This window comes from Microbacterium sp. Z6_144 (genome assembly GCF_057197625.1).
In genome coordinates, this window is sequence record NZ_JBXVPT010000001.1 from 1,496,945 (window position 1) to 1,520,045 (window position 23,101).

The 23,101-nt window shown below is 70.7% G+C and carries 28 protein-coding genes; 25 read left to right on the forward strand and 3 right to left on the reverse strand.

Features of this window, described 5'->3' with window-relative positions; genetic code table 11:
- Nucleotides 1-102: 102 nt before the first annotated feature.
- Genes rpsP through trmD form a run of 4 tightly spaced genes read left to right on the forward strand, consistent with a single transcriptional unit; the run spans nucleotide 103 to nucleotide 2,158 of the window.
- Nucleotides 103-516 (forward strand): 30S ribosomal protein S16, encoded by a 414-nt coding sequence (gene rpsP, locus AC2DGY_RS07320; RefSeq protein WP_484509035.1) that lies wholly within the window; start codon nucleotides 103-105, stop codon nucleotides 514-516.
- 4 nt (nucleotides 517-520) lie between these two features.
- The gene (locus tag AC2DGY_RS07325) at nucleotides 521-751 is read left to right on the forward strand and encodes an RNA-binding protein (RefSeq protein ID WP_484509036.1); all 231 of its coding nucleotides are present in this window, start codon (nucleotides 521-523) and stop codon (nucleotides 749-751) included.
- Nucleotides 751-1,467, forward strand: coding sequence for a ribosome maturation factor RimM (gene rimM / locus AC2DGY_RS07330; protein ID WP_484509037.1), 717 nt, complete (start codon nucleotides 751-753; stop codon nucleotides 1,465-1,467). The genes AC2DGY_RS07325 and rimM overlap by 1 nt, the downstream gene beginning before the upstream one ends.
- 1 nt (nucleotide 1,468) lies before the next feature.
- Nucleotides 1,469-2,158 carry a tRNA (guanosine(37)-N1)-methyltransferase TrmD gene (gene trmD / locus AC2DGY_RS07335; protein ID WP_484509038.1) on the forward strand — a complete coding sequence of 230 codons (690 nt, stop codon included), beginning with the start codon at nucleotides 1,469-1,471 and terminating at the stop codon, nucleotides 2,156-2,158.
- 449 nt (nucleotides 2,159-2,607) lie between these two features.
- On the opposite strand, the gene map is transcribed toward trmD, so the two are convergent.
- A complete protein-coding gene (map, locus tag AC2DGY_RS07340) occupies nucleotides 2,608-3,390 on the reverse strand; it encodes a type I methionyl aminopeptidase (protein WP_484509039.1) in 783 nt (260 codons plus the stop codon).
- Between the two features lie 133 nt (nucleotides 3,391-3,523).
- Here map and AC2DGY_RS07345 point away from each other — a divergent pair, with 133 nt between their 5' ends.
- The 10 genes from AC2DGY_RS07345 (at nucleotide 3,524) to AC2DGY_RS07390 (ending at nucleotide 11,195) form a co-directional block, all read left to right on the forward strand.
- Nucleotides 3,524-4,018, forward strand: coding sequence for an MFS transporter permease (locus tag AC2DGY_RS07345; protein WP_484509040.1), 495 nt, complete (start codon nucleotides 3,524-3,526; stop codon nucleotides 4,016-4,018).
- Between the two features lie 155 nt (nucleotides 4,019-4,173).
- Nucleotides 4,174-4,521, forward strand: coding sequence for a 50S ribosomal protein L19 (rplS, locus tag AC2DGY_RS07350; protein WP_484509041.1), 348 nt, complete (start codon nucleotides 4,174-4,176; stop codon nucleotides 4,519-4,521).
- Nucleotides 4,522-4,666: 145 nt separating this feature from the next.
- Nucleotides 4,667-5,431: a signal peptidase I gene (gene lepB / locus AC2DGY_RS07355; protein ID WP_484509042.1), complete on the forward strand. Its 765-nt coding sequence runs from the start codon at nucleotides 4,667-4,669 to the stop codon at nucleotides 5,429-5,431.
- Nucleotides 5,428-6,087: a ribonuclease HII gene (locus AC2DGY_RS07360; RefSeq protein WP_484509043.1), complete on the forward strand. Its 660-nt coding sequence runs from the start codon at nucleotides 5,428-5,430 to the stop codon at nucleotides 6,085-6,087. Before lepB ends, AC2DGY_RS07360 begins: the two co-directional genes overlap by 4 nt.
- A gap of 66 nt (nucleotides 6,088-6,153) precedes the next feature.
- Nucleotides 6,154-6,477 (forward strand): DUF2469 family protein, encoded by a 324-nt coding sequence (locus AC2DGY_RS07365; RefSeq protein ID WP_125132127.1) that lies wholly within the window; start codon nucleotides 6,154-6,156, stop codon nucleotides 6,475-6,477.
- 96 nt (nucleotides 6,478-6,573) lie between these two features.
- Complete coding sequence (locus tag AC2DGY_RS07370) at nucleotides 6,574-6,936, forward strand: YraN family protein (protein WP_484509044.1); 363 nt, start codon at nucleotides 6,574-6,576, stop codon at nucleotides 6,934-6,936.
- Entirely contained in the window at nucleotides 6,933-8,465 is a 1,533-nt protein-coding gene (locus AC2DGY_RS07375; RefSeq protein ID WP_484509045.1) for a YifB family Mg chelatase-like AAA ATPase, read from the forward strand. The genes AC2DGY_RS07370 and AC2DGY_RS07375 overlap by 4 nt, the downstream gene beginning before the upstream one ends.
- On the forward strand, nucleotides 8,462-9,634 hold the full coding sequence (dprA, locus tag AC2DGY_RS07380) for a DNA-processing protein DprA (RefSeq protein WP_484509046.1): 1,173 nt from the start codon (nucleotides 8,462-8,464) through the stop codon (nucleotides 9,632-9,634). Before AC2DGY_RS07375 ends, dprA begins: the two co-directional genes overlap by 4 nt.
- A 51-nt stretch (nucleotides 9,635-9,685) precedes the next feature.
- Nucleotides 9,686-10,588, forward strand: coding sequence for a tyrosine recombinase XerC (locus AC2DGY_RS07385; RefSeq protein ID WP_484509047.1), 903 nt, complete (start codon nucleotides 9,686-9,688; stop codon nucleotides 10,586-10,588).
- 55 nt (nucleotides 10,589-10,643) lie between these two features.
- The gene (locus AC2DGY_RS07390) at nucleotides 10,644-11,195 is read left to right on the forward strand and encodes a hypothetical protein (protein ID WP_484509048.1); all 552 of its coding nucleotides are present in this window, start codon (nucleotides 10,644-10,646) and stop codon (nucleotides 11,193-11,195) included.
- 87 nt (nucleotides 11,196-11,282) lie between these two features.
- Here AC2DGY_RS07390 and AC2DGY_RS07395 read toward each other — a convergent pair whose 3' ends face one another.
- A complete protein-coding gene (locus AC2DGY_RS07395; RefSeq protein ID WP_484509049.1) occupies nucleotides 11,283-11,765 on the reverse strand; it encodes a murein hydrolase activator EnvC family protein in 483 nt (160 codons plus the stop codon).
- Between the two features lie 310 nt (nucleotides 11,766-12,075).
- Here AC2DGY_RS07395 and rpsB point away from each other — a divergent pair, with 310 nt between their 5' ends.
- The 9 genes from rpsB (at nucleotide 12,076) to AC2DGY_RS07440 (ending at nucleotide 18,979) form a co-directional block, all read left to right on the forward strand.
- Complete coding sequence (gene rpsB / locus AC2DGY_RS07400) at nucleotides 12,076-13,095, forward strand: 30S ribosomal protein S2 (RefSeq protein WP_484509050.1); 1,020 nt, start codon at nucleotides 12,076-12,078, stop codon at nucleotides 13,093-13,095.
- A 97-nt stretch (nucleotides 13,096-13,192) separates the two neighbouring features.
- Nucleotides 13,193-14,020, forward strand: coding sequence for a translation elongation factor Ts (gene tsf / locus AC2DGY_RS07405; RefSeq protein WP_484509051.1), 828 nt, complete (start codon nucleotides 13,193-13,195; stop codon nucleotides 14,018-14,020).
- 96 nt (nucleotides 14,021-14,116) lie between these two features.
- Nucleotides 14,117-14,836, forward strand: a complete 720-nt coding sequence (pyrH, locus tag AC2DGY_RS07410; RefSeq protein ID WP_484509052.1) for a UMP kinase — start codon at nucleotides 14,117-14,119, stop codon at nucleotides 14,834-14,836.
- 73 nt (nucleotides 14,837-14,909) lie between these two features.
- A complete protein-coding gene (gene frr, locus AC2DGY_RS07415; RefSeq protein ID WP_484509053.1) occupies nucleotides 14,910-15,464 on the forward strand; it encodes a ribosome recycling factor in 555 nt (184 codons plus the stop codon).
- Nucleotides 15,465-15,469: 5 nt separating this feature from the next.
- Nucleotides 15,470-16,522: a phosphatidate cytidylyltransferase gene (locus tag AC2DGY_RS07420; protein WP_484509054.1), complete on the forward strand. Its 1,053-nt coding sequence runs from the start codon at nucleotides 15,470-15,472 to the stop codon at nucleotides 16,520-16,522.
- Entirely contained in the window at nucleotides 16,519-17,145 is a 627-nt protein-coding gene (locus tag AC2DGY_RS07425; RefSeq protein WP_484509055.1) for a DivIVA domain-containing protein, read from the forward strand. The genes AC2DGY_RS07420 and AC2DGY_RS07425 overlap by 4 nt, the downstream gene beginning before the upstream one ends.
- A gap of 84 nt (nucleotides 17,146-17,229) precedes the next feature.
- Nucleotides 17,230-17,964, forward strand: coding sequence for an aggregation-promoting factor C-terminal-like domain-containing protein (locus AC2DGY_RS07430; protein ID WP_484509056.1), 735 nt, complete (start codon nucleotides 17,230-17,232; stop codon nucleotides 17,962-17,964).
- Nucleotides 17,965-17,967: 3 nt separating this feature from the next.
- The gene (locus AC2DGY_RS07435) at nucleotides 17,968-18,252 is read left to right on the forward strand and encodes a hypothetical protein (protein ID WP_484509057.1); all 285 of its coding nucleotides are present in this window, start codon (nucleotides 17,968-17,970) and stop codon (nucleotides 18,250-18,252) included.
- Between the two features lies 1 nt (nucleotide 18,253).
- Entirely contained in the window at nucleotides 18,254-18,979 is a 726-nt protein-coding gene (locus AC2DGY_RS07440; protein ID WP_484509058.1) for an alpha/beta hydrolase, read from the forward strand.
- 3 nt (nucleotides 18,980-18,982) lie between these two features.
- On the opposite strand, the gene AC2DGY_RS07445 is transcribed toward AC2DGY_RS07440, so the two are convergent.
- The gene (locus AC2DGY_RS07445; protein ID WP_484509059.1) at nucleotides 18,983-20,050 is read right to left on the reverse strand and encodes an AI-2E family transporter; all 1,068 of its coding nucleotides are present in this window, start codon (nucleotides 20,048-20,050) and stop codon (nucleotides 18,983-18,985) included.
- Between the two features lie 177 nt (nucleotides 20,051-20,227).
- On the opposite strand from AC2DGY_RS07445, the gene AC2DGY_RS07450 reads away from it, so the two are divergent.
- Both AC2DGY_RS07450 and AC2DGY_RS07455 read left to right on the forward strand, forming a co-directional pair.
- Nucleotides 20,228-22,090 carry a DUF8094 domain-containing protein gene (locus AC2DGY_RS07450; protein WP_484509060.1) on the forward strand — a complete coding sequence of 621 codons (1,863 nt, stop codon included), beginning with the start codon at nucleotides 20,228-20,230 and terminating at the stop codon, nucleotides 22,088-22,090.
- Nucleotides 22,087-23,046, forward strand: a complete 960-nt coding sequence (locus AC2DGY_RS07455) for a tetratricopeptide repeat protein (RefSeq protein WP_484509061.1) — start codon at nucleotides 22,087-22,089, stop codon at nucleotides 23,044-23,046. Before AC2DGY_RS07450 ends, AC2DGY_RS07455 begins: the two co-directional genes overlap by 4 nt.
- Nucleotides 23,047-23,101: the final 55 nt, after the last annotated feature.

The following is a 23,101-nucleotide window of genomic DNA, read 5'->3' on the forward strand; positions in this document are numbered from 1 at the left end:
GCTCGACCCTCTATCCAGCCTCGGTCCGACCATTTGAGCTTCCGCCGGATGCACACCCCACTCCGGCGACCAGTTCGTCACTTCCATATCACCAGGAGAATCGTGGCTGTCAAGATCCGTCTCAAGCGTCTCGGAAAGATCCGCGCGCCCTACTACCGCATCGTCGTCGCCGACTCGCGCACCAAGCGCGATGGTCGTGTCATCGAGGAGATCGGCAAGTACCACCCCACGGAGGAGCCCTCGTTCATCGAGGTCGACTCCGAGCGCGCACAGTACTGGCTCGGCGTCGGCGCGCAGCCGACCGAGCAGGTCGCCGCACTGCTGAAGCTCACTGGAGACTGGGGCCGCTTCAAGGGCGACAAGAACGCCGTCTCGACGGTCAAGGTCGCCGAGCCGAAGCAGCCGTTCGAGATCGACTCGACCAAGAAGTCCGTCGTGAAGCCCAAGGCGGAGAAGAAGGCCGCCGAGCCCGCCGCCGAGGACGCTGACGCCGCTTCGGCGTCCGACTCGGAGTAACCCGTTGCTGGCCGCCGCGCTCGAGCACGTCGTCAAGGGGATCGTCGATCACCCTGACGACGTGACCATCCACTCCAGCACGTCCCCGCGCGGGGACGTGCTGGAGGTACGCGTGCACCCGGACGACCGGGGACGCGTGATCGGGCGCGGCGGACGCACGGCCAAGGCGCTGCGCACCCTCATCTCGGCGCTCGCGGACGGTCGTCGCGTCCGCGTCGACGTCGCCGACGACTGATGTCGGACGCAGCACCGTCCCGTTCCCCGAAACCCGCGCGCACGCAGCTGCGCGTCGGGCGCCTGGTGAAGGCCCACGGGCTCAAGGGCGCCCTCAAGCTCGAGCTGTACACCGACGACCCGGACGGACGATTCGTGCCGGGCGCGACGTTCACCCTCCAGGTGCCGACCTCCTCGCCCTGGCACGGGAAGTCGCTCACCGTCCGCGAGTTCAAGTGGATGAACAGCCACGCCGTCGCCTTCTTCGAAGGGGTCGATGACCGCTCGTCCGCCGAGGAGCTCGTCCGCGCCATCCTCTGGATCGATGAGGATGCCGAGGCCGCTCCCGCGGAAGAGGACGCCTGGTACGACCACCAGCTGGTGGGAATGGACGTCGTCCGTGACGGAACCGTCGTGGGCCGCGTCGCGCGCGTGGACCACATGCCCGCGCAGGACCTCCTCATCGTGACGGCGGGGGAGCGCGAGGTGCTTGTCCCGTTCGTGAAGGCTCTCGTACCCGAGGTGGACGTCGTGGCAGGCCGCGTGGTCGTCACCCCTCCGCCCGGCCTGTTCGAAGACCTGCCCGGCGCGTCCGACGAGCCGGAGCCCGAGCTCGCTGAAACCGAACCGGTCGAGGAGTCCCCGACCGAGGACGATGGTTCCGCGCCGGGCGAGGACGGTCCGGCGCCGGACGAGGACGGTCCCGCGCCGGACGAGGACAGCGCTCGGGAGGACTGACGTGCGCATCGACGTCGTCTCGATCTTCCCCTCCTTCTTCGACGCGCTCGAGGTCTCCCTCCTCGGCAGGGCGCGAGGCGCCGGGCTTCTCGATATCCGCGTGCACGACCTCCGCGACTTCACTCACGACCGGCACCGCACGGTCGACGACACCCCGTACGGCGGCGGTGCCGGCATGGTCATGAAGCCCGAGCCGTGGGGCGAGGCGCTCGGCGACATCGCCGCCGGCGCCAGCGATCGTCCGGTGTTCATCTTCCCCTCCCCGGCGGGCGAGGTGTTCCGTCAGGCGACCGCCCGCGAACTGGCGCAACGGTCGCACCTCGTCTTCGGCTGCGGCCGCTACGAGGGCATCGACGAGCGCGTGTTCGCCGAGGCGGCCTCGCTCGGTGACGTGCGGCTCGTGAGCCTCGGCGACTACGTGCTCAACGGCGGCGAAGTGGCGGCCATGGCGATGATCGAGGCGATCGGCCGCCTCATCCCGGGCGTCGTCGGAAATCCCGAGAGCCTGGTGGAGGAGTCCCACGAGGATGGCCTCCTCGAATACCCCTCGTACACGAAGCCCGCGGTCTGGCGGGGCCGTGAAGTGCCGCCCGTCCTCCTCAGCGGCAACCACGGGGCGATCGCCGCGTGGCGGCGCGAGCAGCAGCTCGAGCGCACGCGCGAGCGGCGTCCCGACCTCCTGGCCGACTGACCCTGGCCGACTGACCCGACCCGTGGTGCAGTGTCGCCCAGGCCGGCGTGCCGGTCCCCGGTCACCCGTTCCGCGCCTGTTCCGCGGCATCCGTGTTCAAAACTCAGGAGACACGCCGGGCGGGAGGGCCCGAAAGGGGCCGAAGTGACGGATTCTCCTGAGTTTTGAACACCCGGGCGTCGGTCGCCGGACGGATGCCGCGGCTGGATGCGGCGGCACGGGCTGCCGCGGAGGCGTGCGGCGGAGCCACAGGGGTGCGGGGCGCGCCGGCCGATCCGCGGCATCCGTGTTCAAAACTCAGGAGACACGCCGGGCGGGGCGCCCGAAAGGGGCCGAAGTGACGGATTCTCCTGAGTTTGAACGGCCGGGCGTCGGTCGCCGGACGGATGCCGCGGCTGGATGCGGCGGCTCGGAGTGGTGCGCGGCAGCACCGCGACCGCGGCCGGAGGTCAGTCGACGCCGAGGAACGAGCGGTCGGTGAGGATGATCGGGCCGTCGTCGGTGATCGCGACGGTGTGCTCCGCGTGGGCCCCGCGCGAGCCGTCGGCGCCGCGGAGCGTCCATCCGTCGGGGTCGGTGACCAGCAGGTCGGTGGTCGCGAGGAACCACGGCTCGAGAGCCATCACGAGTCCGGCGCGCAGGGGATAGCCGCGCCCGGGCTTGCCGTCGTTGGGGACGTGCGGGTCGCCGTGCATGACCCGGCCGACGCCGTGCCCGCCGAAATCGGTGTTGATGGAGTAGCCGTCCCCGTGGGCGACCGCGGCGATCGCGGCGGAGATGTCGCCGATGCGGTTTCCGACGACGGCCGCCTCGATCGCCGCATCCAGAGCACGTTCGGTCGTGTCGATGAGCGCCAGGTCTTCATCTCGCGCCGTGCCGACGACGAACGAGACGGCGGAATCGGCCACCCACCCGTCGATGGACACCGCGAAATCCAGCGACACCAGATCGCCGTCGCGAAGGGCGTAGTCATGCGGCAGACCGTGGAGCACGGCGTCGTTCACCGACGTGCAGATCACCTTCCCGAACGGGCTCGCGCCGAAGGACGGGTGGTAGTCGATGTAGCAGGATTCCGCGCCGGCCCGTCGGATCAGCTCGTGGGCGCGACGGTCGATGGCGAGGAGGTTCGTCCCCACCTTGGTCTCGTCGCGCAGGGTCGCGAGGGTTTCCGCCACGAAGCGGCCGGCCGGCCGCATGGCCTCGATCTCCGCCGGTGTGCGCAACTCGATCATGGATGTCCTTCCGTCTCGTCCCATTGTCGCGGATGGCAACCGTGCGGGTGCGGTGCACGGCCAACCCGTGAGGATGCCGTGGGAACTCCGGGCTCTCCGGCACCAGCCCCGCGGGCGGCGTTAGCATCGGGGCATGTGGCTTCGTCGGGCGTTCTTCTGGTGGCTCTTTCCGGCCGCCGTGATTCTGCCGGTGTGGCTGCTCGCCGGATGGATCGCCTTCGACGCGGGCGGATGGGCCCTGCTGTGGGTGCTGTTCCTCGCCATACCGTCGGTGTTCTTCGGTCAGCTCGTCCTCGCCCTCCTCGTGCGGGCGCGCAGCAGTGTCCGCGCGACACGGGCGGTGTCCTGGTGGGACGTGGCCGGGTTCGGCGTATGGCACGCGCTCATCATCGCGACCGGACTGTTCAGCCCGACCTGGTTCGCGCCGGCGCTGATCCTCGCGGTGATCATCGCGGTCGCGCTGTTCTGGCTCGCCATCTGGCAGCTCTTGCGGGAAGCGAAGCTCGGAGCGCAGTCGCTGCTGCGCGCCGCCGACGGCACCGCCTACCTCTCGCCTCAGCATCCGCCGCACGCAGAACCCACGGACGCGCCCGTCATCGTGATCACGGAGCGCCCCGCCGGTTCGTGATGGTTTGGGACCACACCACATCCATGGCAGAATGGATGTTTGTGTCCTGACCGGCTCTGCCTCAGGGGAGTCCGCCGCGTTCGCGGCCTCGGGCACACCCGGAACCTACCAACCATCATGCGGTCGACCTGTGGCGGCCGCAGGAAGAGACGATCATGCAGATCCTCGATGCCGTCGACGCGGCTTCGCTCCGCTCCGACATTCCCCCCTTCGCCCCCGGCGACAACGTCAAGGTGCACGTGAACATCACCGAGGGCACGCGCTCGCGTATCCAGGTGTTCCAGGGCATCGTGCTCGGCCGCTCCGGCGACGGTGTCCGCGAGACCTTCACGGTTCGCAAGATCAGCTTCCAGGTGGGCGTGGAGCGCACCTTCCCGGTGCACAGCCCGGTGATCGACCACATCGAGGTCGTCACCCGTGGCGATGTCCGCCGCGCGAAGCTCTACTACCTCCGTGCCCTCCGCGGCAAGAAGGCCAAGATCAAGGAGAAGCGCGACCGCTGATCGCGCCTGTGAAGAACGCCCCGGCATCGCCCGGGGCGTTCTTCGTTCCCGGCGAAGTGCTGAGCCGATACCCGCCGTTCAGGCGAGGTGTGCGACGCTTGAACCGCGGTTCGCCTCGTTCGTGCGGGCCGGGCGAAGGATCCCCATGAGCAGCGAGCAGACCGCATCCGCCCCCGCGTCGACCGAAGGCCGCAGCAGCGCCGAGCGCCGTCGCCGGCGCGGGCTGCTGATCTTCCTCCGCGACGTGGTGGTCATCGTCGTCATCGCGCTGCTCGTGTCGTTCCTCGTGAAGACGTTCCTCGTCCGCTCGTTCTACATCCCGTCCACCTCGATGGCTCAGACGCTGCTGGTGGACGACCGCATCCTGGTCGATGAGATCACGCCTCGCTTCGGGGAGTACGAGCGCGGTGACATCGTGGTGTTCCGCGACCCCGGCGGGTGGCTGCCCCCGTCGCACGACCCTCCGCGACCCGGCATCGTGGAAGCCGGCGACTGGCTGCTGTCGCTCGTCGGATTGTCGGCTCCGGACAGCGACGACCACCTGATCAAGCGCGTGATCGGGCTCCCCGGCGACCACGTGGTGTGCTGCAACGCCCTCGGGCAGATCACGGTCAACGGTGTCCCGATCGACGAGACGGACTATCTGAATCTGCCCCCCGGGCGCTCGGCACCGGAGCCGATGGCTTACGACGTGGAAGTCGCGGCGGATTCCGTCTGGGTGCTCGGTGACAACCGCGACAGCTCACGGGATTCGCGCTACAACCAGGATCAGCCTGGGGAGGGGTTCGTCCCTCTCGAGAACGTCGTGGGCCGCGCGTTCCTCGTCACCTGGCCGATCGCGCGGTTCGGCGGGATCGACTTCCACCACGACGTGTTCGCGGGAATCCCCGCCGCCGAGGGTGCCCCGTGACGGTCGTCGAGCCACGACTGACCCTCGAGCGACGGCTGCTGAAAGAGCACCCGCTCGTGATCGCGTGCGACGAGGTCGGGCGCGGCGCACTGGCGGGCCCGGTCGCGGTCGGTGCGGCCGTGATCGACCCGGATCGTTCGCGCAAGCGGATCCCCGCGGGGCTTCGCGACTCCAAACTCGTCCCCGAGCCCAAGCGTGCCGACGTCGCGGCGCGCGCGTCGGCCTGGGTCGCCGCCAGCGCGGTGGGGTGGGCCGGTTCCGCGGAGATCGACGAGATCGGCATCATGCGTGCGCTGGGGCTTGCGGCGCTGCGGGCGATCGAGGATCTGCGTGCCCAGGGCGTCGTCCCGGAGAGCGCCATCGTGATCCTCGACGGCAACTACGACTACATCACGCCGGCCGGAGCGACCGGGCTCCGCGTGACGCCGGTGATCAAGGCCGACCGCGACTGCGCGAGCGCCGCCGCCGCATCCGTCATCGCGAAGGTCGCCCGCGACAGCCTGATGACCGGGCTGCACGATGAACTGCCCGCGTACCACTGGTGGCGGAACAAGGGGTACGCGAGCCCGGACCACCGCGAGGCCATCCGCTCCCACGGGATGAGCGCCCATCACCGGCAGTCGTGGTCGATCCTCGACGCGCCCACCCTCTTCTGATCTGCGGCTCGCCCGCGCCACCGCGCCACCGCGCGGCGGCACCCGTCGCCCTAGGATGGAAGCACCATGGATGACGATGTCTTCGAGGATTACGACCGCGAACTCGAGCTGGCGCTGTACCGCGAGTACCGCGACGTCGTCTCGCAGTTCCAGTACGTGATCGAGACCGAGCGCCGGTTCTACCTCGCCAACGAGGTCAACGTGGTGCGGCGAGACACCGAGCACGACTTCTACTTCGAGATCTCGATGACCGACGTCTGGGTGTGGGACATCTACCGGGCCGACCGCTTCGTCAAGTCGGTGCGGGTGCTCACGTTCAAAGACGTCAATGTCGAGGAGTTGTCGCGACGCGACTTCCAGCTGCCGGAAGAGCTGTCGCTCGACGGCTGACCCGGTCTCTCCTCCCCAGGCGGGGATTTCCGGGGCGCATCCCCCGGTGCAGATGTGCGGTGACCACGGCACCGAGCAGCCGGCCAGGCTGGCTGCATGGCAGAGAAAGACGACTTCGGTAGGGCCGGCGAGGAGCGGGCGGCGGCACACCTGCGCTCCGCGGGGTACACCATCGTGGACCGCAACTGGCGGTGCCCGCAGGGTGAGATCGACATCGTCGCGGTGCGCGGGAACGCCCTCGTCGTCGTCGAGGTCAAATCCCGCCGATCCCTGGCCTTCGGCCATCCGCTGGAGGCCATCGACGAGCGCAAGGGCGCGCGGCTGTGGCGTCTCGCGGTCGCATGGATGGCGGCGCATCCCGAGCAGGCTCGCGGCCGTCGCCTTCGGGTGGATGCGATAGCGCTCACCGGATCCGACGTGCCCACCGCGATCCTCGAGCATCTCGAGGACGCCCTGTGACCACCGCGCGGACGCTCTCGATCGCGCTGTCGGGGCTGAACGGCGCCGTGGTGGAGGTCGAGGCCGACCTGTCACCGCAGACTCCGGGGTTCCGCGTCATCGGCCTCCCCGACAAAGCCATCGGCGAGGCGGTGCAGCGCGTGACGAACGCGTGCGCGAACCGCAACGTGCCCGTTCCCCGCCGTCGCCTGACGGTGAACCTGTCCCCGGCGAGCCTTCCCAAGTACGGCTCGGGGTTCGATGTGGCGATCGCGGTGGCGGCACTCGCGACGGAGCGCGCCATGGATGCGGGCCGCCTGTCGTCGACCGTTCACATCGGGGAGCTCGGGCTCGACGGGCGGTTGCGGCCGCTCCCGGGCGTCCTCCCCGCCGTGCTGGCGGCCGCACGGGCGGGCGTGCCGCGCGTGGTCGTGCCGTTCGCGAACCTGCGGGAAGCCGAACTGGTCGATGGCATCGAGGTGCTCGGAGCGGCGTGCCTGGCCGAGGTGCTGCGCTGGCACGGGGCGGAGGTGGATGCGGCCGACCTCGACCCGGTCGCCGCTCCCTCCGAAGAGGTCGACGTCCCTGCGGACGAGACCCCCGACCTCGCCGACGTCATCGGACAGCCCGACGCCGTGGAGGCGCTCATCGTCGCGGCGGCGGGTGGGCACCACCTGCTGCTGAGCGGTCCTCCCGGGGCCGGCAAGACCATGCTGGCGCGAAGACTCCCCGGCATCCTCCCGCCCCTGGACGACGAGGCCGCGCTGACAGCGGCCTGCGTGCGCTCGCTCGCGGGCGCACCGGTCACGCGTCTCTCCCGCATCCCCCCGTGGGAGGCGCCGCATCACAGCGCCAGCGTGGGCGCACTCGTGGGCGGGGGCTCCCGCGTCGTGCGCCCCGGAGCGATCGCCCGGGCCAGCGGCGGCGTCCTCTTCCTCGACGAGGCCGGCGAGTTCGCGTCCTCGGCCCTGGACGCGCTGCGCCAGCCGCTGGAATCGGGCAGCATCGCGATCCACCGAGCCGGCGCCGAAGCGTCCTATCCCGCGCGCTTCCAACTGGTCATGGCCACGAACCCCTGCCCGTGCGGACAGTACGGCGTCCCCGGGGGAACGTGCGTGTGCCCACCGAACGCCATCCGCCGCTACCTCGGCCGCCTGTCCGGCCCCCTGCTCGACCGCATGGATATCGAGCTGTCTCTCCGCCGGGTCTCCGTCGCCCACCGCGACCCCGCGCCCTCGACGGCCACGAGCGCCTCCGCTCGCGAACGCGTGCGGGCGGCGCGCGAGCGGACGGCTGCCCGCCTCGCGGCGACGCCATGGCGGCGGAACGCCGATGTCCCCGGGACGTGGCTCCGGCAGGGGCCGATGGCGCCGCCCCCGATCGTGCGGCGACCGCTGGACGCCGCCCTGCACCGCGGCTCGCTCACACTGCGGGGGTACGACCGTGTGCTGCGGGTCGCGTGGACGCTGGCGGATCTCGCTGGGCGGGCCGCGGTGGATGTGGGCGACATCGGCCGTGCGCTTTTCCTCAAGCGGGGGATGACCGCGTGAGCGCGCTCGAGGTCTCACCCGAGATCGCCCATGGCGCGTTGCGCGACCTTCGAGGCTCGTCTGCCGATGCCCCGGACGCGTATGCGCGAGCGGTCTGGAGCGTGCTGACCGAGCCGGGCGACCGTGTGGCCGGAGACCTGATCGCCACCTTCGGCGCGGTCGAAGCGCTCCGACGGATGCTCGCCGGCTCGCCGCTGCGGGATGCGGAGATCCCGGCGCGGGAATTGGCGGCCGCACGCGACCGGTGGATGCCGCGGGCGGACCCCGCCCTCGTCTCCTCCGCCCTGGAGCGGGCCCGTCGAGCACGCGCGCGATTGGTCGTTCCCGGCGATTCCGATTGGCCCGCGCGCCTCCTCGACCTCGGCAGCCACGCGCCGCATGCGCTGTGGGTGCACGGTGATCTCGCCGCGATGACGCGCAAGCCGGCCGTCGCCATCGTCGGTGCCCGGGCGGCCACCGGCTACGGCGAGCATGTCGCGGCGGAGCTGGCCGCCGAACTCGCCGCTGACGGCATCGCGGTCGTCTCCGGCGCGGCATACGGCATCGACGGCGCTGCTCACCGGGCCGCCCTCGCGGCGGGGGGACTCACCGCCGCGCTCCTGGCCGGAGGCATCGACCGGCCCTATCCCTCCGGTCACGCCGACCTCTTGGCCCGGATCGCCCGGTCGGGAGTCGTCGCCAGCGAGACCCCCTGCGGCACCGCGCCCAGCAAGTGGCGCTTCCTGGCGCGCAACCGGCTCATCGCCGCGCTGTCGGACGCCACGGTCGTCGTGGAGGCGGGAACGCGCAGCGGATCGCTGAACACCGCGGCACACGCCGCATCACTCGGTCGCGCACTCGGTGCGGTTCCGGGCCCGGTGACCAGCGCCGCGTCGGCCGGGTGTCACCGCATCCTCCGCGACTACGACGGACGGTGCATCACCGGAGCCGACGACGTCCGGGAACTGATCGGTCTGCCGGTCACCTCCGCGGTCGTGGCGGCGGGCCGCACCGACGAGCTGACTCGGCTGCTGGACGCGGCGAGCACGCGCGTTCGCGCGGGGGCTGGCGAGCTCGCCCGACGCAGCGGTCTGGCCGTGGCGGAGGTGGAAGCCCTCATCGGGCTCGCGGTGCTCGATGGCGCACTGGTGGCCGACGGCGACGGGTGGCGCCGCGCACCGAGCCGGTGACGCGCCGGGAGAGCGACGCTCGCGGGCACTGGTTCGCGGCATCCTGGGGGAGTGCTGCTGCGTGCCGCGATCGACGCCTACCTCTCCCAACTGGCGGAGGTACGCCGGCTCGCGCCCGCCACCGTCCGCGCCTACCGCTCCGATCTGGACGACTTGCTCGCCACCGGCGGCGATATGCCGCTCGCGGAGGTGGATGTGGAGCACCTCCGGGAGTGGTCGTGGTCGGCCGCTCAGCGGGGGCAGGCGCGCAGCACCCTCGCACGGCGTACGGCTGCCGTGCGCGGACTCTTCCGCTGGGCACAGGAGGAGGGGCTCGTCCCGATCGATCCGACGCTGCGGCTGGTGACCCCCAAACGCGGGCGTGCGCTGCCGGCCGTCGCCACCGCCGATGCCCTTCGCGAGGTCCTGGACTCGCTCGCCTCCCACGCGGCCGACGGGGATCCGACCGCCCTCCGCGACTCTGCCGTGCTCGAGCTGCTCTACGGCGCGGGAGTGCGGGTCTCCGAGTTGTGCGGTCTCGATATCGATGACCTCGACCCGGGCCGGCGCACGGTCCGGGTGCTCGGCAAGGGATCCAAGGAGCGGGTCGTGCCCTACGGCGGCGGCGCCGCCCGTGCGCTGGAGGCGTACCTGGTGCGCGGCCGGCCAGCACTCGCCGCGCGGGCCGAGGACGCCGGCGCGGCGGTGTTCCTCGGCACCCGTGGGCGCCGACTCGGACCGCGTTCGGTGTACGACCTCGTCGCTCGCACCATCGGGCCGGTGGTGGGTTCGTCCGCGGTCGGTCCGCACGCCCTCCGTCACTCGGCCGCGACCCACCTGCTGGATGGCGGCGCCGACCTGCGCGCGGTGCAGGAGATCCTCGGCCATGCCAGCCTCGGCACGACCCAGATCTACACGCACGTGTCGAGCGAGCGGCTCACCGAGGCCTACCGCCTCGCCCACCCTCGCGCCTGAGCACCGTGACCTGTGGCCCTGTGCCGCGTCAGCCGAGGAGCGTAGCGTCGCTGGCATGCGCATACGGCGGACGGGTCCGGCGGTTCTCCTGGCAACGGCGGCGCTGCTCGCCGGATGCGCGGGGCAGCCGCCCGGGCCGAGCGCGACCGGAGAGCCTACCGACGGTGCGCCGTCGACGTCGGCGAGCGCGTCCCCGGGTCCGGAGTCATCGCCGACCGCGGGCGCAGCGCAGAACTGCGGGGGAGCCCCCATCGTGCTCACGGCCGGAGCATCCCCGCTCACCCTCACCGGCGACTGCCCGGACGTCCAGATCCGCGGCAACGACCTGCAGGTGAACCTGGTCGCCGCCGACATCGACGCCCTGACCCTCGCGGGAGACCGCATCGAAGTGTCTGTCCGCGAGGTGGATGCCGTCACCGTCGAGGGCAACGACACCGTCGTCACCGCCGACGAGATCGACGCGCTCGTGGTGGGCGGCGACCGCAACACCGTCACCGCCCCAGACTCCATCGACAGTGTCGTCGTCCGCGGCAACGCCAACACCGTGCGCGGACTCGACGACGAGGCAGTCGTGACCGACGAGGGCGACCGCAACGCGATCGAGTGAACCGGAATTCGAGGAGTTCTCGGCAATCGAGGGCGATACCGGGCCGGCGGCTCCTCGATCGGCGCGATCTCCTCGATTCGCGGGACGTCAGCAGCAGGGGAGCAGCACGGCGCGGGGGATTCCTCCGAGCAGCACGAGGGGGTTGAGGTATTCGCCGTGCAGGCGCACGCCGAAGTGCACGGTGCCCGGCTCGGCGTGTCCCCCGACGGACACCACCGCGACCTCCTCCCCGCGGGCCACCGCGTCACCGGGCCGCAGAACCGTCTCCACGGGCTCGAAGGTCGTCACCAAGCCGCCACCGTGGTCGATCGTGACGACACCCCGATCGACCACCGCTCCGGCGTAGGCGACCACCCCGTCTGCGGGCGAGTGCACCGGACCCGTGGCGGACAGGTCCACCCCGCGGTGCCCGGGACCGTAGGCGTGGGCCGGAGCGGCATAGGCGCGGGCCACGTGCACCGGTGTCACCGGCCAGACCCAGTCCGGGGATACGGGCGACGGCGCCGCGGGCGCGGCAGCCGAGATCACGGAGACGGCCAGGAGCAGGGCGGAAGAAAGCGGATGCCGCATGGCCCCAGCCTCGCCGCCCCCGGTGCCGACGAGGGGCACGCGAGGGAGGCGGTGGAGACGTCGGCCGACCGACCGCCTGGGGAGGAGCGGCTGGTACACTTGTGGGGCGCCCCGTCCGTCGGGGTGACTCCGCGTGTCCACAGCGCACCGCAGTTCTGTTGAACCGCATCGCGCGGCATTCCGCATCCACCGGTCTTCCGGGCATCCGCCCGGGAGCGGATGCGTGCCGGACACCAGGCTCGCCGCCCGACCGGGTCGGCGCGACACAACCGCAACCAGGCGCGCACGCGCCCAAAGAAGGAGAACGGCCATGGCCGTCGTCACCATTCGCCAGCTGCTGGACAGCGGCGTGCACTTCGGACACCAGACCCGCCGGTGGAACCCGAAAGTCAAGCGCTTCATCCTCACCGAGCGCAGCGGCATCCACATCATCGATCTGCAGCAGTCGCTGTCGTACATCGACAAGGCGTACGAGTTCGTCAAGGAGACCGTCGCCCACGGCGGCACGATCCTCTTCGTCGGCACCAAGAAGCAGGCCCAGGAAGTGCTCGCCGAGCAGGCGACGCGCGTCGGTCAGCCCTTCGTCAACCAGCGCTGGCTCGGTGGTCTTCTCACCAACTTCCAGACCATCTCCAAGCGTCTGGCCCGCATGAAGGAGCTCGAGGAGCTCGACTACGAGACCCCCGCCAACAGCGGCTTCACCAAGAAGGAGCTGCTGCTCAAGAAGCGCGAGCTCGACAAGCTGCACAAGTCCCTCGGCGGTATCCGCAACCTGCAGAAGACCCCTTCGGCGATCTGGGTGGTCGACGCCAAGCGCGAGCACCTCGCCATCGACGAGGCCAAGAAGCTCGGCATCCCGGTGATCGGGATCCTCGACACCAACGCCGACCCCGACGAGTTCCAGTACCCGATCCCCGGCAACGACGACGCGATCCGCTCGGTCAGCCTGCTGACCCGCATCATCGCCGACGCCGCCGCCGAGGGCCTCATCCAGCGTCACCAGCCCGCCGGCGATGCCGAGCAGGCCGCTGAGCCGCTGACCGAGTGGGAGCGCGAGCTGCTCGAGCAGAGCTCGCCCACGCAGGGTTCGGCCGAGACCGAGAAGGTCGCCGACGTCGCCGAGGCCACCGCCGAAGCGAGCGAGCTCGTCGCCGACGAGCAGGCGATCGAGGGCGAAGCCGCGACGGAGTCGGCCCCCGACGCCGAGGGCGCCGCGGCGATCGCCGACGCATCGGCCGAGCGCGCCGACGAGGCACCCGCCGAGGAGGCATCGGCCGAGAACGCCGACGAGGCACCGGCCGACGAGGCTCCTGCGAAGACCGACGCGTAACACGCGCCTTCCCTACAGACGAATTCCGTCGGCGAGGTCGTTCCAGACGGCCTCGCCGACGCTTCCCCCAGAACTCACCAGAACAAGGAGCCGCCATATGGCAAACTTCACGATCGCCGACATCAAGTCGCTGCGCGAGCAGCTCGGCACCGGCATGGTCGACACCAAGAAGGCGCTCGAAGAGGCCGACGGGGACGTCGAGAAGGCCGTCGAGATCCTGCGCCTGAAGGGCGCGAAGGGCAACGCCAAGCGTGCCGACCGCTCCACCAGCGAGGGACTCATCACCGCGCGGGAGCAGGACGGCAAGGCCACCCTGCTCGAGCTCGCGTGCGAGACCGACTTCGTGGCGAAGAACGACCGCTTCATCGCGCTCGCGGACAAGGTCGTCGAGGCCGCCGCCGCCGCGTCCGCCGACTCCGCCGAGGCGGCCCTGGCCGCTCCCGCCGGCGACCAGAGCGTCGACCAGCTCATCTCGGATGAGGCCGCGATCATCGGTGAGAAGGTCGAGCTTCGTCGGGTGCGCACCCTCACGGGCGAGCACTTCTCGGTCTACCTGCACAAGACCAGCAAGGACCTGCCCCCGCAGGTGGGTGTGGTCCTGGCGTATTCGGGCGAGGACCACGAGGCTGCGCGCAGCATCGCGCAGCACATCTCCTTCGCCAACCCGACGTACCTCTCGCGCGAGGACGTGCCCCAGGCCGACGTCGACAAGGAGCGCGAGATCGTCACCGAGATCTCCCGCAACGAGGGCAAGCCCGAGGCCGCCCTGCCGAAGATCGTCGAGGGCCGCGTCAACGCGTTCTTCAAGCAGGTCGCCCTCCTGGATCAGGACTACGCCAAGGACAACAAGGTGTCGGTGGCCCAGGTCGCCAAGGACGCCGGTATCACCATCACCGACTTCGCCCGCTTCAAGGTCGGCGCGTAGGGGGAAGGAGGGCCCGGGATGCACCGCATCCCGGGCCCTTTCCCGTGTCCGCCGGACTCGGGAGGATAGGTTGGGGTCCGACGAGAGGGATGACACGTGATCGATGAAGCGACCGGGCGCCGACGGGTCTTGCTGAAGCTTTCGGGCGAGGCGTTCGGTGGTGGCCAGCTGGGTGTGAACCCCGACGTGGTGAGCCAGATGGCCCGCGAGATCGCCGCGGCCGTGGACCGGGTGGAGGTCGCCGTCGTCGTCGGCGGGGGCAACTTCTTCCGCGGCGCCGAACTCAGCCAGCGCGGCATGGATCGCGGGCGCGCGGACTACATGGGGATGCTCGGCACCGTGATGAACGCCTTGGCGCTCCAGGACTTCCTCGAGCAGGCAGGCGCCGCCACCCGCGTGCAATCCGCCATCTCGATGACCCAGGTGGCCGAGCCCTACATTCCGCGCCGTGCCGAGCGTCACCTGGAGAAGGGCCGCGTCGTGATCTTCGGGGCGGGCGCGGGCCTGCCCTACTTCTCCACCGACACCGTCGCCGCCCAGCGAGCGCTGGAGATCGGGGCGACCGAGGTATTGGTGGCCAAGAACGGTGTGGACGGCGTGTACACCGCCGACCCGCGCAAAGACGCCACCGCCACACGCATCGACACCATCACGTACATGGACGCCCTGCAGCGCGGCCTCAAGGTGGTCGACTCGACCGCCTTCAGCCTCTGCATGGACAACGGCATGGACATGCGGGTGTTCGGGATGGAGCCGCAGGGAAACGTCACCCGCGCACTGCTGGGCGAATCCATCGGGACGCTCGTGAATGCGTGAACGGCGTTGTGCGCCCGCCGGACCGGGTGGGCTTGTCTAGACTGGGACGTCGAGCCCAACGAATGGAGTTCCTGTGATCGCCGATGTTCTGGCCGACGCTGAATCGCGAATGGACCGCGCCGTGGAAGCGGCGAAGGAGGACTTCGCCACCGTTCGCACCGGGCGCGCCAACCCTCAGCTGTTCCAGAAGGTGATGGTCGACTACTACGGATCGCCCACACCGCTCGCACAGCTCGCCTCCCTCAACACGCTCGAAGCCCGCACCCTCGTCGTGACCCCCTACGACAAGTCGGCGCTCAAGGCGATCGAGACGGCCATCCGCGAGATGCCGAACCTCGGGGCCAACCCGACGAACGACGGCACCCTGCTGCGCGTCACGATGCCCGAGCTCACCGCCGAGCGGCGCAAAGAGTTCGTCAAGCTCGTCCGCTCCAAGGGCGAGGACGCCAAGGTGCACGTGCGCGGCATCCGGCGGAAGTCCAAGGACGAGCTCGACGCGCTCAAGAGCGACGTCGGCGAGGACGAGCTCGGCCGGGCCGAGAAGGAGCTGGATGCGTTGACCAAGGCCCACGTCGACGCCATCGACGAGGCGCTCAAGCGCAAAGAGGCAGAGCTCCTCGAGGTCTAGGCCCCATGACCGATCCATCCGGCACGGACAGCGCGTCACCCCTTGACGCGCCGCTGTCCCGTCGTGACGCTTCCCGGGCGAGGCGCGCGCAGAGCGCGGCGGACGCCGGCGCGGGTCTTCAGCCGCGCATCCGCGCCGCGCGTTCGGAGTTCGAGAACCAGGTCGCGCACGCGCGGGCGGAGTTCGAGGAGGCCAACGCGCGCATCACGCAGCGCACCGGTCGGAACCTCATCCTGGCGATCGCCATCGGCCTGGCCATCGGTGCCGCCGTGCTCGCATCCCTGCTGTTCGTCAAGTGGATCTTCCTGATCTTCGCCATCGCCGCCTGCATCCTGGGGATGTTCGAGTTCACGCGGGCGTTGCAGGCATCGGGCCGCCGGATCGATCTCGTGCCCCAGGTGGTCGCCGGCACGTTGCTGCTGGTCTCCGGTTACTTCGCGACCCTGTGGCTGCACTGGGTCGCGACGCTCGCGTCGGTGGCCCTCGTGGTCGTGTGGCGACTGCTCGGCCAGATGCTCCGACGCGACGGGCGCACCTACGGCGCGGTTCTCACCGACGTGCTCGTGTCGGCGTTCATCCAGCTCTACGTGCCGTTCCTGGCCAGCCTGGCGATGGTGCTCCTCTCCCAGCCGCGCGGCGAGTGGTGGGTGCTCGCGTTCCTCATCGTGACCGTCGTCGCCGACACCGGGGCCTATGCCTCGGGCCTGACCTTCGGCCGCGGCGGCCGACACCTGATGGCGCCCCGCATCAGTCCCAAGAAGACCTGGGAGGGCTTCGCCGGGTCGGCGGTGGTCGCGCTCGCGGCCGGCGTCGTCCTCGCGCTGTACATGCTCGACCTGCCCTGGTGGGCGGGACTCATCTTCGGCGCGGCCATCCTGGGCACCGCCACCGCCGGCGACCTCGGCGAGTCGATGATCAAGCGCGACCTCGGCATCAAGGACATGAGCTCATGGCTTCCCGGTCACGGGGGCGTGCTGGACCGGCTGGATTCGATCCTGCCGTCGGCCACCGCCGCGCTGGCGCTCTACTATCTCCTGACCCCTCTGGCGGTGACATGACCATCGACGCCGAGCACGCCCGCACGGGGCACTCCGACGCGGGCGATCGCAACGCGGAAACGAGCGACGGCGAGGTGACGCGTGCGCCCTTCCCGGATGCTCCGCGGCGTCAGAAGGGCTACGAGAAGCGCGCCGTCGACGCGTTTCTGGCGCAGGCGCGGGCGGCGTTCGAATCCGATGACCCCGAAGCCCTCCGTTCGGCCGAAGTGCGGGCCGCGGCGTTCCCGCTCGTGCGTTCGGGCTATGCCGTCGCGCCGGTGGACGCGGCGCTCGGACGTATCGAGGACGCCTTCGCCGCGCGCGAGCGCGAGCAGGCCATGGGCCGGCGAGGCGCCCGTGCGTGGGTGGCGGACTCGCGCGCGACCGCGCAGGTGGTGCTCGACCGGCTGCTTCGACCGAAGGGCCGACGCTTCGACCGGGTGACCGTGCTCCGATACGGCTATCGGGTCGACGAGGTCGACCTCGTCGCCGAGAAGCTCGCCCGCTATCTGGCTGCAGGTGAGCCGGTGACCGTCGAGCAGGTCCGGGCCGTGGCGTTCCGGATGCAGCGCGGCGGGTATCGCGAAGCCCAGGTGGACGCGGTCCTGGACGCCGTCGTGGAGGTCATGCTCGCGGTCGCATGACCGCTCCACGGGGGATCCGTGGGCGATCCGTCGTCGTCCGGCGCATGACACGCGCGGCGGTCGACGGGTAGAATCAGGCGCATTGTGACCTCCGGCACCGAGATGACGCGCGCCAGCTCCGGACCGCTTGTCCGCAGGGCGCAGGGCGCCGCGGTCGACGTGATCCCGCCCGCCACTCCGCCGCGGCAGACGCCCCGGTGGTCGCGTCGCCGCGGGGTGCTCGCGGTGTTCGCCGGGCTCTCCGCTCTCGCGTTCGTCGCCGCCTCCGTGGTTCCCACCGGTGCTGCCCTGGCCGAGGTGGACCCCGGCCGCGTGTCCCTCTACGAGAGCGCTCTGGCCGACATCCAGAACTATGCGCTTCCGGCCGGCGGCATCACGCCGGCCGCGCTCGAGCGCAGCAGCTACTCCGTCTACGTCACCCCCAAGCCGACGCCGACGCCCACGCCGGCTGCGCGCACCACCTCGGCCCCGGCCACCTCCGGCGCCGGGTGGGCCCCGCCCTTCGTGGCGCCCGACCCGGGGACCGCGCAGGCGATCGCGTACGACCTGGTGCGCGCCCGCGGCTGGGGGGACGACCAGTTCGCCTGTCTGCGGGCGCTCTGGCAGAAGGAGTCGGGCTGGCGCGTGAACGCGTACAACTCCTCCAGCGGCGCATACGGAATCCCGCAGTCCCTTCCCGGCAGCAAGATGGCCAGTGCTGGAGCCGATTGGGAGACCAACCCGGCCACGCAGGTCACGTGGGGGCTGGGCTACATCAGCGGGCGCTACGGCGACCCGTGCGGCGCGTGGGCGAGCTCGCAGAGCCGCGGCTGGTACTGACCCGTGCCGCGCGCGAATCGACGGCGACCCGACCCGTCCGGCGACGACTCGCTGGCGCGCCTGATGGCGGGGTGGAAGCGCACGGAGACCCGTCGTGGCGCGGAGTGGTTCGTGCAACCGGTGCCGGCCGGTTCGGCGCAGAAGCCGTACCTGTGCCCCGGATGCGGCAAGACCGTCGAACCCGGAGTGGCACACGTGGTCGTGTGGCGAGCCGACGGGGTTCTCGGGGACGCCGCCGACCTGGCCGCGCGTCGGCATTGGCACACGTATTGCTGGAGGATCGGCTGACATGGAAATCCGCGGACCCGTCGAGCTCCCCGCGCGGCGGGAAGAGGTCGAACTGCACACCGACGACGGGCTGACGCTGGTCGGAGAGCTGGCGATGCCGGAGCGCAACGACCCCGTCGCCACCCTCGTCACGCTGCACCCGCTTCCCACCGCGGGGGGGTTCATGGACTCGCACATCCTGCGGAAGGCGGCATCGCGGTTGCCCGCTCTCGCCGACCTGGCCGTGCTCCGCTTCAACACCCGCGGCACGAGCTCCCCGCGGGGGACGAGCGAGGGCGCCTTCGACGACGGGGAGGCCGAGCGCCACGACGTGGCCGCAGCCGTGCGGTTCGCCGCCGACCGCGGCCTGCCGCATCCGTGGCTGCTCGGATGGTCCTTCGGCACGGAGCTGGCGCTCAAGTACGGCCTCGAGCACGATGTGGAGGGCGTGATCCTGCTGTCGCCGCCGCTGCACCGGACGACCGAGGAGGAGGTGGCTGCATGGGCGGGTGACGCGCGAGGATTCGTGGTGGTCGTCCCCGAGTTCGACGACTACCTGCGTCCCGCCGAGGCGGCCCAGCGCTTCGGACCGGTACCCCAGGCCCGGCTCATCCCGGTCGAGGACGGCAAGCACCTGTGGGTGGGGGAGAGCCAGACCCGCCGCGTGCTGTCGGAGATCGTCGGGGTGGTCAATCCCGCGGCGCTGCCGTTGCCGACCACGTGGGACGGCCCGCCTTCGTCCGCGTGAGGGTCACCGCTCGTTCTGCCGCGGGATGACCACCTGGCGGTAGATGATCAGGATGCTCGCGGCCACGGGGATGGCCACGAGCGCTCCCAGAAGACCCAGCAGCGAGCCGCCGGCCAGGGCTGCGATCACGACGACGGCGCCGGGGATGGCCACCGCACGGTTCATGATGCGCGGCGCGATCACGTAGGCCTCGATCTGCATGTAGATGAGGTAGTAGATCGCGGCGATGAGGGCGGTCGTGGGGGAGCTCAGTCCGAGACAGGTCAGGACGATCAGCGTGGACCCGGTGAGCGTGCCCACGAGCGGGATGAGTGAGAAGAAGAACGCGATGACGGCCAGCACCGCCGGGAAGGGCGCACCGATGATCGTCAGCAGGATCGCGCTGAGCACGCCGTTGATGACGCCGAGGCTTGCCTGACCGATCACGTAGTAGCCGACCGAGTCGGTGATCTGCTCGGCGAGATCGATGAATCGCGCCCGCTTGGACGCGGGGACGAGCTGGTAGACGGCGGCCTTCAGCGACGGCGTGGATGCGGTGAAGTAGATCGTCAGGATGAGCACGATGAACGCTCCGCCCAACCCGACGACCACGGCCCCGCCGACGGCGAAGATGCCGCTGCCGATGTTGGTGGAGATCTCGCCGAAGTCCAGCGACCCCCACCAGTCCTCGATATATCCCCAGACGACGTCGATGTCGAGCGCGGGGAAGACGGACTGGGCCCATTCCCGCGCGGCGGGCAGGGCGTCCTCCCAGTCGATGGTCCGCGTCGTCTCCTCGATCCGTTCCACCAGCTGGGCGATCTGGTCCACGATCACCGGAACGATCGTGAGGATGATGCCGGCGAAGATCCCCAGCACACCGAGGATCGTGATCAGCACAGCGGCCCAACGGCGGAGCTTGCGTCGCTCGAGCCACGAGATCACCGGATCCAGGCCGAGGGAGAGGAACAGCGCCGTCCCCACATAGAGCAGGATCGTCGACAGCGTCTGGACGCTGCTGATCAGCAGAAGACCGACGCCGACGCCGAGCGTCGCGACCAGTGCGACGCGGAACGGGTTGTGGATCTTCACGGCTCTCCTGTCCGGGGGCGGCCGACAGCCGCAATCTCTTCCGTCAGAATACGCATGCCGCGCCTCCAATCACGGGAGGGACTCCCTCCTGGGCAACTTTCAGGTCGTTCCCGCTAGTCTGAAATGTCGTATGCGTGGCCCGACCCGACGGGCCGCCATCGGGAAGGTTTGGATTTCGTGCGTTTCGTGTGGGCTGTCGTGGCGTTCATCCTTGCCGCGCTCATGATCGGCGCGGGCATCGCCTCGCGCACGGTCTTCGAGGCTCCGGAGGCGGGGAGTGCCGCTCTCCCCACCGCCGGGGATGAGGCATACACCCTGGTGGATGGGGCGGTGCTCAACATCCTCCCCGGGTCGCAGACGCTGACGGCGGAGGGTGACGGCACCGTCTTCGCCGCGTACGGCCGCACCGCTGATGTGCAGGCGTGGCTGTCGGATGTGCCGTACAACCACGTCACGGTCGGCACCGACGGCGAGTTGGACAGTGAGGTCGTCGAGCCGGAGGCGGTCGACCCTGCGGCGACGGCCGCTCCCACCGACGCCGACGCCGATGTCGCTGCCGCCGATGCCACTGCCGCCGAGCCGGCGGATGCCGCCACCGAAGCGACGGAAACACGCACCCCCGTGGGTTCGGACCTCTGGCTCGACGAATTCCAGCAGGAGCGACGGCTCTCCACGCCCTTGCAGCTCCCCGAGACCATGAGCGTCCTCCTCGCCTCGGACGGCACCGCGCCGGCCCCCTCCCAGGTCACGCTGACGTGGCCGGTCGAGCGGAGCACGCCCTGGGCGGGTCCGCTCATCGTGGGCGGCAGCGTCGTGCTGGTGATCGGCGTCATCCTCTACCTCCTCGGCATCCGTCATGCGCGGCGTTCCCGCGGGCCGCGTCGCAAGGGCCTCCCCATGCCCGTCACGGAGCCGATCGACGTGGCCGTGGAGGGCGCCGACAAGGGTGTGATCAGCGCCGGACGACGGCGCGCCCTGCCAGGACGTCGCTCGTTCACGGTGATCCCCGCGGTGGCGGTGTCGGCGCTGCTGTTCGCCGGCTGCTCCGCCGACGCGTGGCCCGACCTCGCCCCCTCGCCCACCCCGTCACCGACGGCATCGGTGATCGTCCCGGAGGGCCAGCAGTCGCCCGCGGTGACCGAGACGCAGGCCGAGCGCATCCTCACGCGGATCTCCAGCACCGTCGCCGAGGCGGATGCCGCGGTGGACCCGGAGCTCGCCGCCGCGCGGCTGGAGGGTCCGGCCCTCACCGAGCGGCAGACCAACTACACCCTGCGCGGCCAGCTGCCTGAGCAGACGGCGCTGGCGCCGATTCCGGACAGCCCGGTCGAGATCGTTCTGCCGCAGGCCTTCGACGGGTGGCCGCGCTCGTTCATGACCGTGGTGGAAAACCCCGACGATTCGACGGTGGCCCCTACGATCATGGTCATGACACAGGCCGATCCGTGGTCGGACTACAAGGCGCGCTTCATCGCCAGCCTCGAGGCCGCGACAACGCTTCCCGAGCTGCCGGCGGAGTACGTCGGCACGGTCCTGGCTCCGCCGGACTCGCCCTTCCTGCGGCTGCGTCCCGACGAGATCGCCGGTGCCTACTCCGACATCATCAACAACGCCGAGAACAGCCCATATTGGGGCGACTTCGACATGACCGGCGACCTGCTTCTGGCCAGCATCCGCCAGAACCAGCAGGAGCGTCTCGACCTGCTGAACCAGACCGGTGCGGAGACGTCGACACTGGAGTTCACCTCGGCCCCCGGGGTCACGGCGCCGCTCGCGCTCACGACCCAGGACGGAGGCGCCATCGTCGCCGTCGACGTCCACGAGAGCGACGAGGTCAAGCCGACCAACCCCGACGCGGTCATCCGGTTGCCGGAGAACCCCGCCGTCCGGGCGCTCACCGGTGTCGAGCAATCGGCCACCGGGTTCCGCACGACCTACAGCGACCAGCTGTTCTTCTACGTGCCGCTGGAGGGGACGAACGAACCGATCCGCCTCCTGGGCTACCGATCCAACATCCTGGAAGCGAAGGTGATCGAGTGAGCACTCCTCAGCCCGGCTCCGTCCTGCGTGGCGCCGTCGACCTGTCCACACTCCGAAACCGTCCGCAGGCGCCCGCCGCGCCCGCGACCACGGGTTCGGCCGCCCCCGCCCCCGGCGGGGGAACCGTGCCGTCGCTGGTCATGGACGTCACCGACGAGACCTTCGGGCAGGTGCTCGAGCTCTCCCGCACCGTCCCGGTGGTGGTCGACCTGTGGGCGGAGTGGTGCGGGCCGTGCAAGCAGCTCAGCCCCATCCTGGAGAAGGTCGTGACCGAGCTCGGCGGACGCCTCGTCCTGGCCAAGGTCGACGTCGATGCGAACCCGCAGCTGGCCCAGGGATTCCGCGCCCAGTCGATCCCGATGGTGGTCGCGCTCGTCGGCGGCCAGCCGGTGCCGCTGTTCACCGGCGCCGTCCCCGAGCAGCAGGTCCGCGAGGTGTTCGCGCAGCTCCTCCAGGTTGCGGCGCAGAACGGCGTGAGCGGCACGGTCACCGTCGCCGACACGGACGGCGCCGATGCTCCCGCCGATCCCGCTGAGGCGCCGCTTCCGCCGCTGCACGCAGAGGCGTTCGAGGCGATCGAGAGCGGCGACTACGCCCGCGCCATCGCCGCCTACGAGCAGGCGCTGGCGGAGAACCCCCGCGACGAGGATGCCCGGGCCGGGCTCGGCCAGGTACGGCTGCTCGACCGCATTCAGGGCGCCGACCTGCAGGCGGCCCGCGATGCGGCCGGCGCGGATCCCACAGATGTGGAGGCGCAGTTCGTCGTCGCCGACCTGGACCTCGCGGGCGGCCACGTCGAGGACGCGTTCGACCGCCTCCTCGACCTGTTCGCCGCCCTTTCGGGGGACGCGCGGCCCCCGGTGCGCGAACGGCTGCTCGACCTCTTCGGTCTCGTCGGAGACGCCGACCCGCGCGTCATCCGCGCCCGCAGCAGGCTCGCCTCGCTGCTCTTCTGACACGGGCCACCCGGCACCAACACCTCGGGCCGGCGAGAATCCCGCACTGCGCGGT

What these genes read in the sequence shown, in the direction of transcription:
- rimM (WP_484509037.1), top strand. Translation starts at nt 751, where the DNA reads ATGTCGGACGCAGCACCGTCCCGTTCCCCGAAACCCGCGCGCACGCAG.
- map (WP_484509039.1), bottom strand. Translation starts at nt 3,390, where the DNA reads ATGATCGAGTTGCGCACACCGGCGGAGATCGAGGCCATGCGGCCGGCC.
- AC2DGY_RS07345 (WP_484509040.1), top strand. Translation starts at nt 3,524, where the DNA reads ATGTGGCTTCGTCGGGCGTTCTTCTGGTGGCTCTTTCCGGCCGCCGTG.
- rplS (WP_484509041.1), top strand. Translation starts at nt 4,174, where the DNA reads ATGCAGATCCTCGATGCCGTCGACGCGGCTTCGCTCCGCTCCGACATT.
- lepB (WP_484509042.1), top strand. Translation starts at nt 4,667, where the DNA reads ATGAGCAGCGAGCAGACCGCATCCGCCCCCGCGTCGACCGAAGGCCGC.
- AC2DGY_RS07365 (WP_125132127.1), top strand. Translation starts at nt 6,154, where the DNA reads ATGGATGACGATGTCTTCGAGGATTACGACCGCGAACTCGAGCTGGCG.
- AC2DGY_RS07370 (WP_484509044.1), top strand. Translation starts at nt 6,574, where the DNA reads ATGGCAGAGAAAGACGACTTCGGTAGGGCCGGCGAGGAGCGGGCGGCG.
- AC2DGY_RS07390 (WP_484509048.1), top strand. Translation starts at nt 10,644, where the DNA reads ATGCGCATACGGCGGACGGGTCCGGCGGTTCTCCTGGCAACGGCGGCG.
- AC2DGY_RS07395 (WP_484509049.1), bottom strand. Translation starts at nt 11,765, where the DNA reads ATGCGGCATCCGCTTTCTTCCGCCCTGCTCCTGGCCGTCTCCGTGATC.
- rpsB (WP_484509050.1), top strand. Translation starts at nt 12,076, where the DNA reads ATGGCCGTCGTCACCATTCGCCAGCTGCTGGACAGCGGCGTGCACTTC.
- tsf (WP_484509051.1), top strand. Translation starts at nt 13,193, where the DNA reads ATGGCAAACTTCACGATCGCCGACATCAAGTCGCTGCGCGAGCAGCTC.
- AC2DGY_RS07420 (WP_484509054.1), top strand. Translation starts at nt 15,470, where the DNA reads ATGACCGATCCATCCGGCACGGACAGCGCGTCACCCCTTGACGCGCCG.
- AC2DGY_RS07425 (WP_484509055.1), top strand. Translation starts at nt 16,519, where the DNA reads ATGACCATCGACGCCGAGCACGCCCGCACGGGGCACTCCGACGCGGGC.
- AC2DGY_RS07440 (WP_484509058.1), top strand. Translation starts at nt 18,254, where the DNA reads ATGGAAATCCGCGGACCCGTCGAGCTCCCCGCGCGGCGGGAAGAGGTC.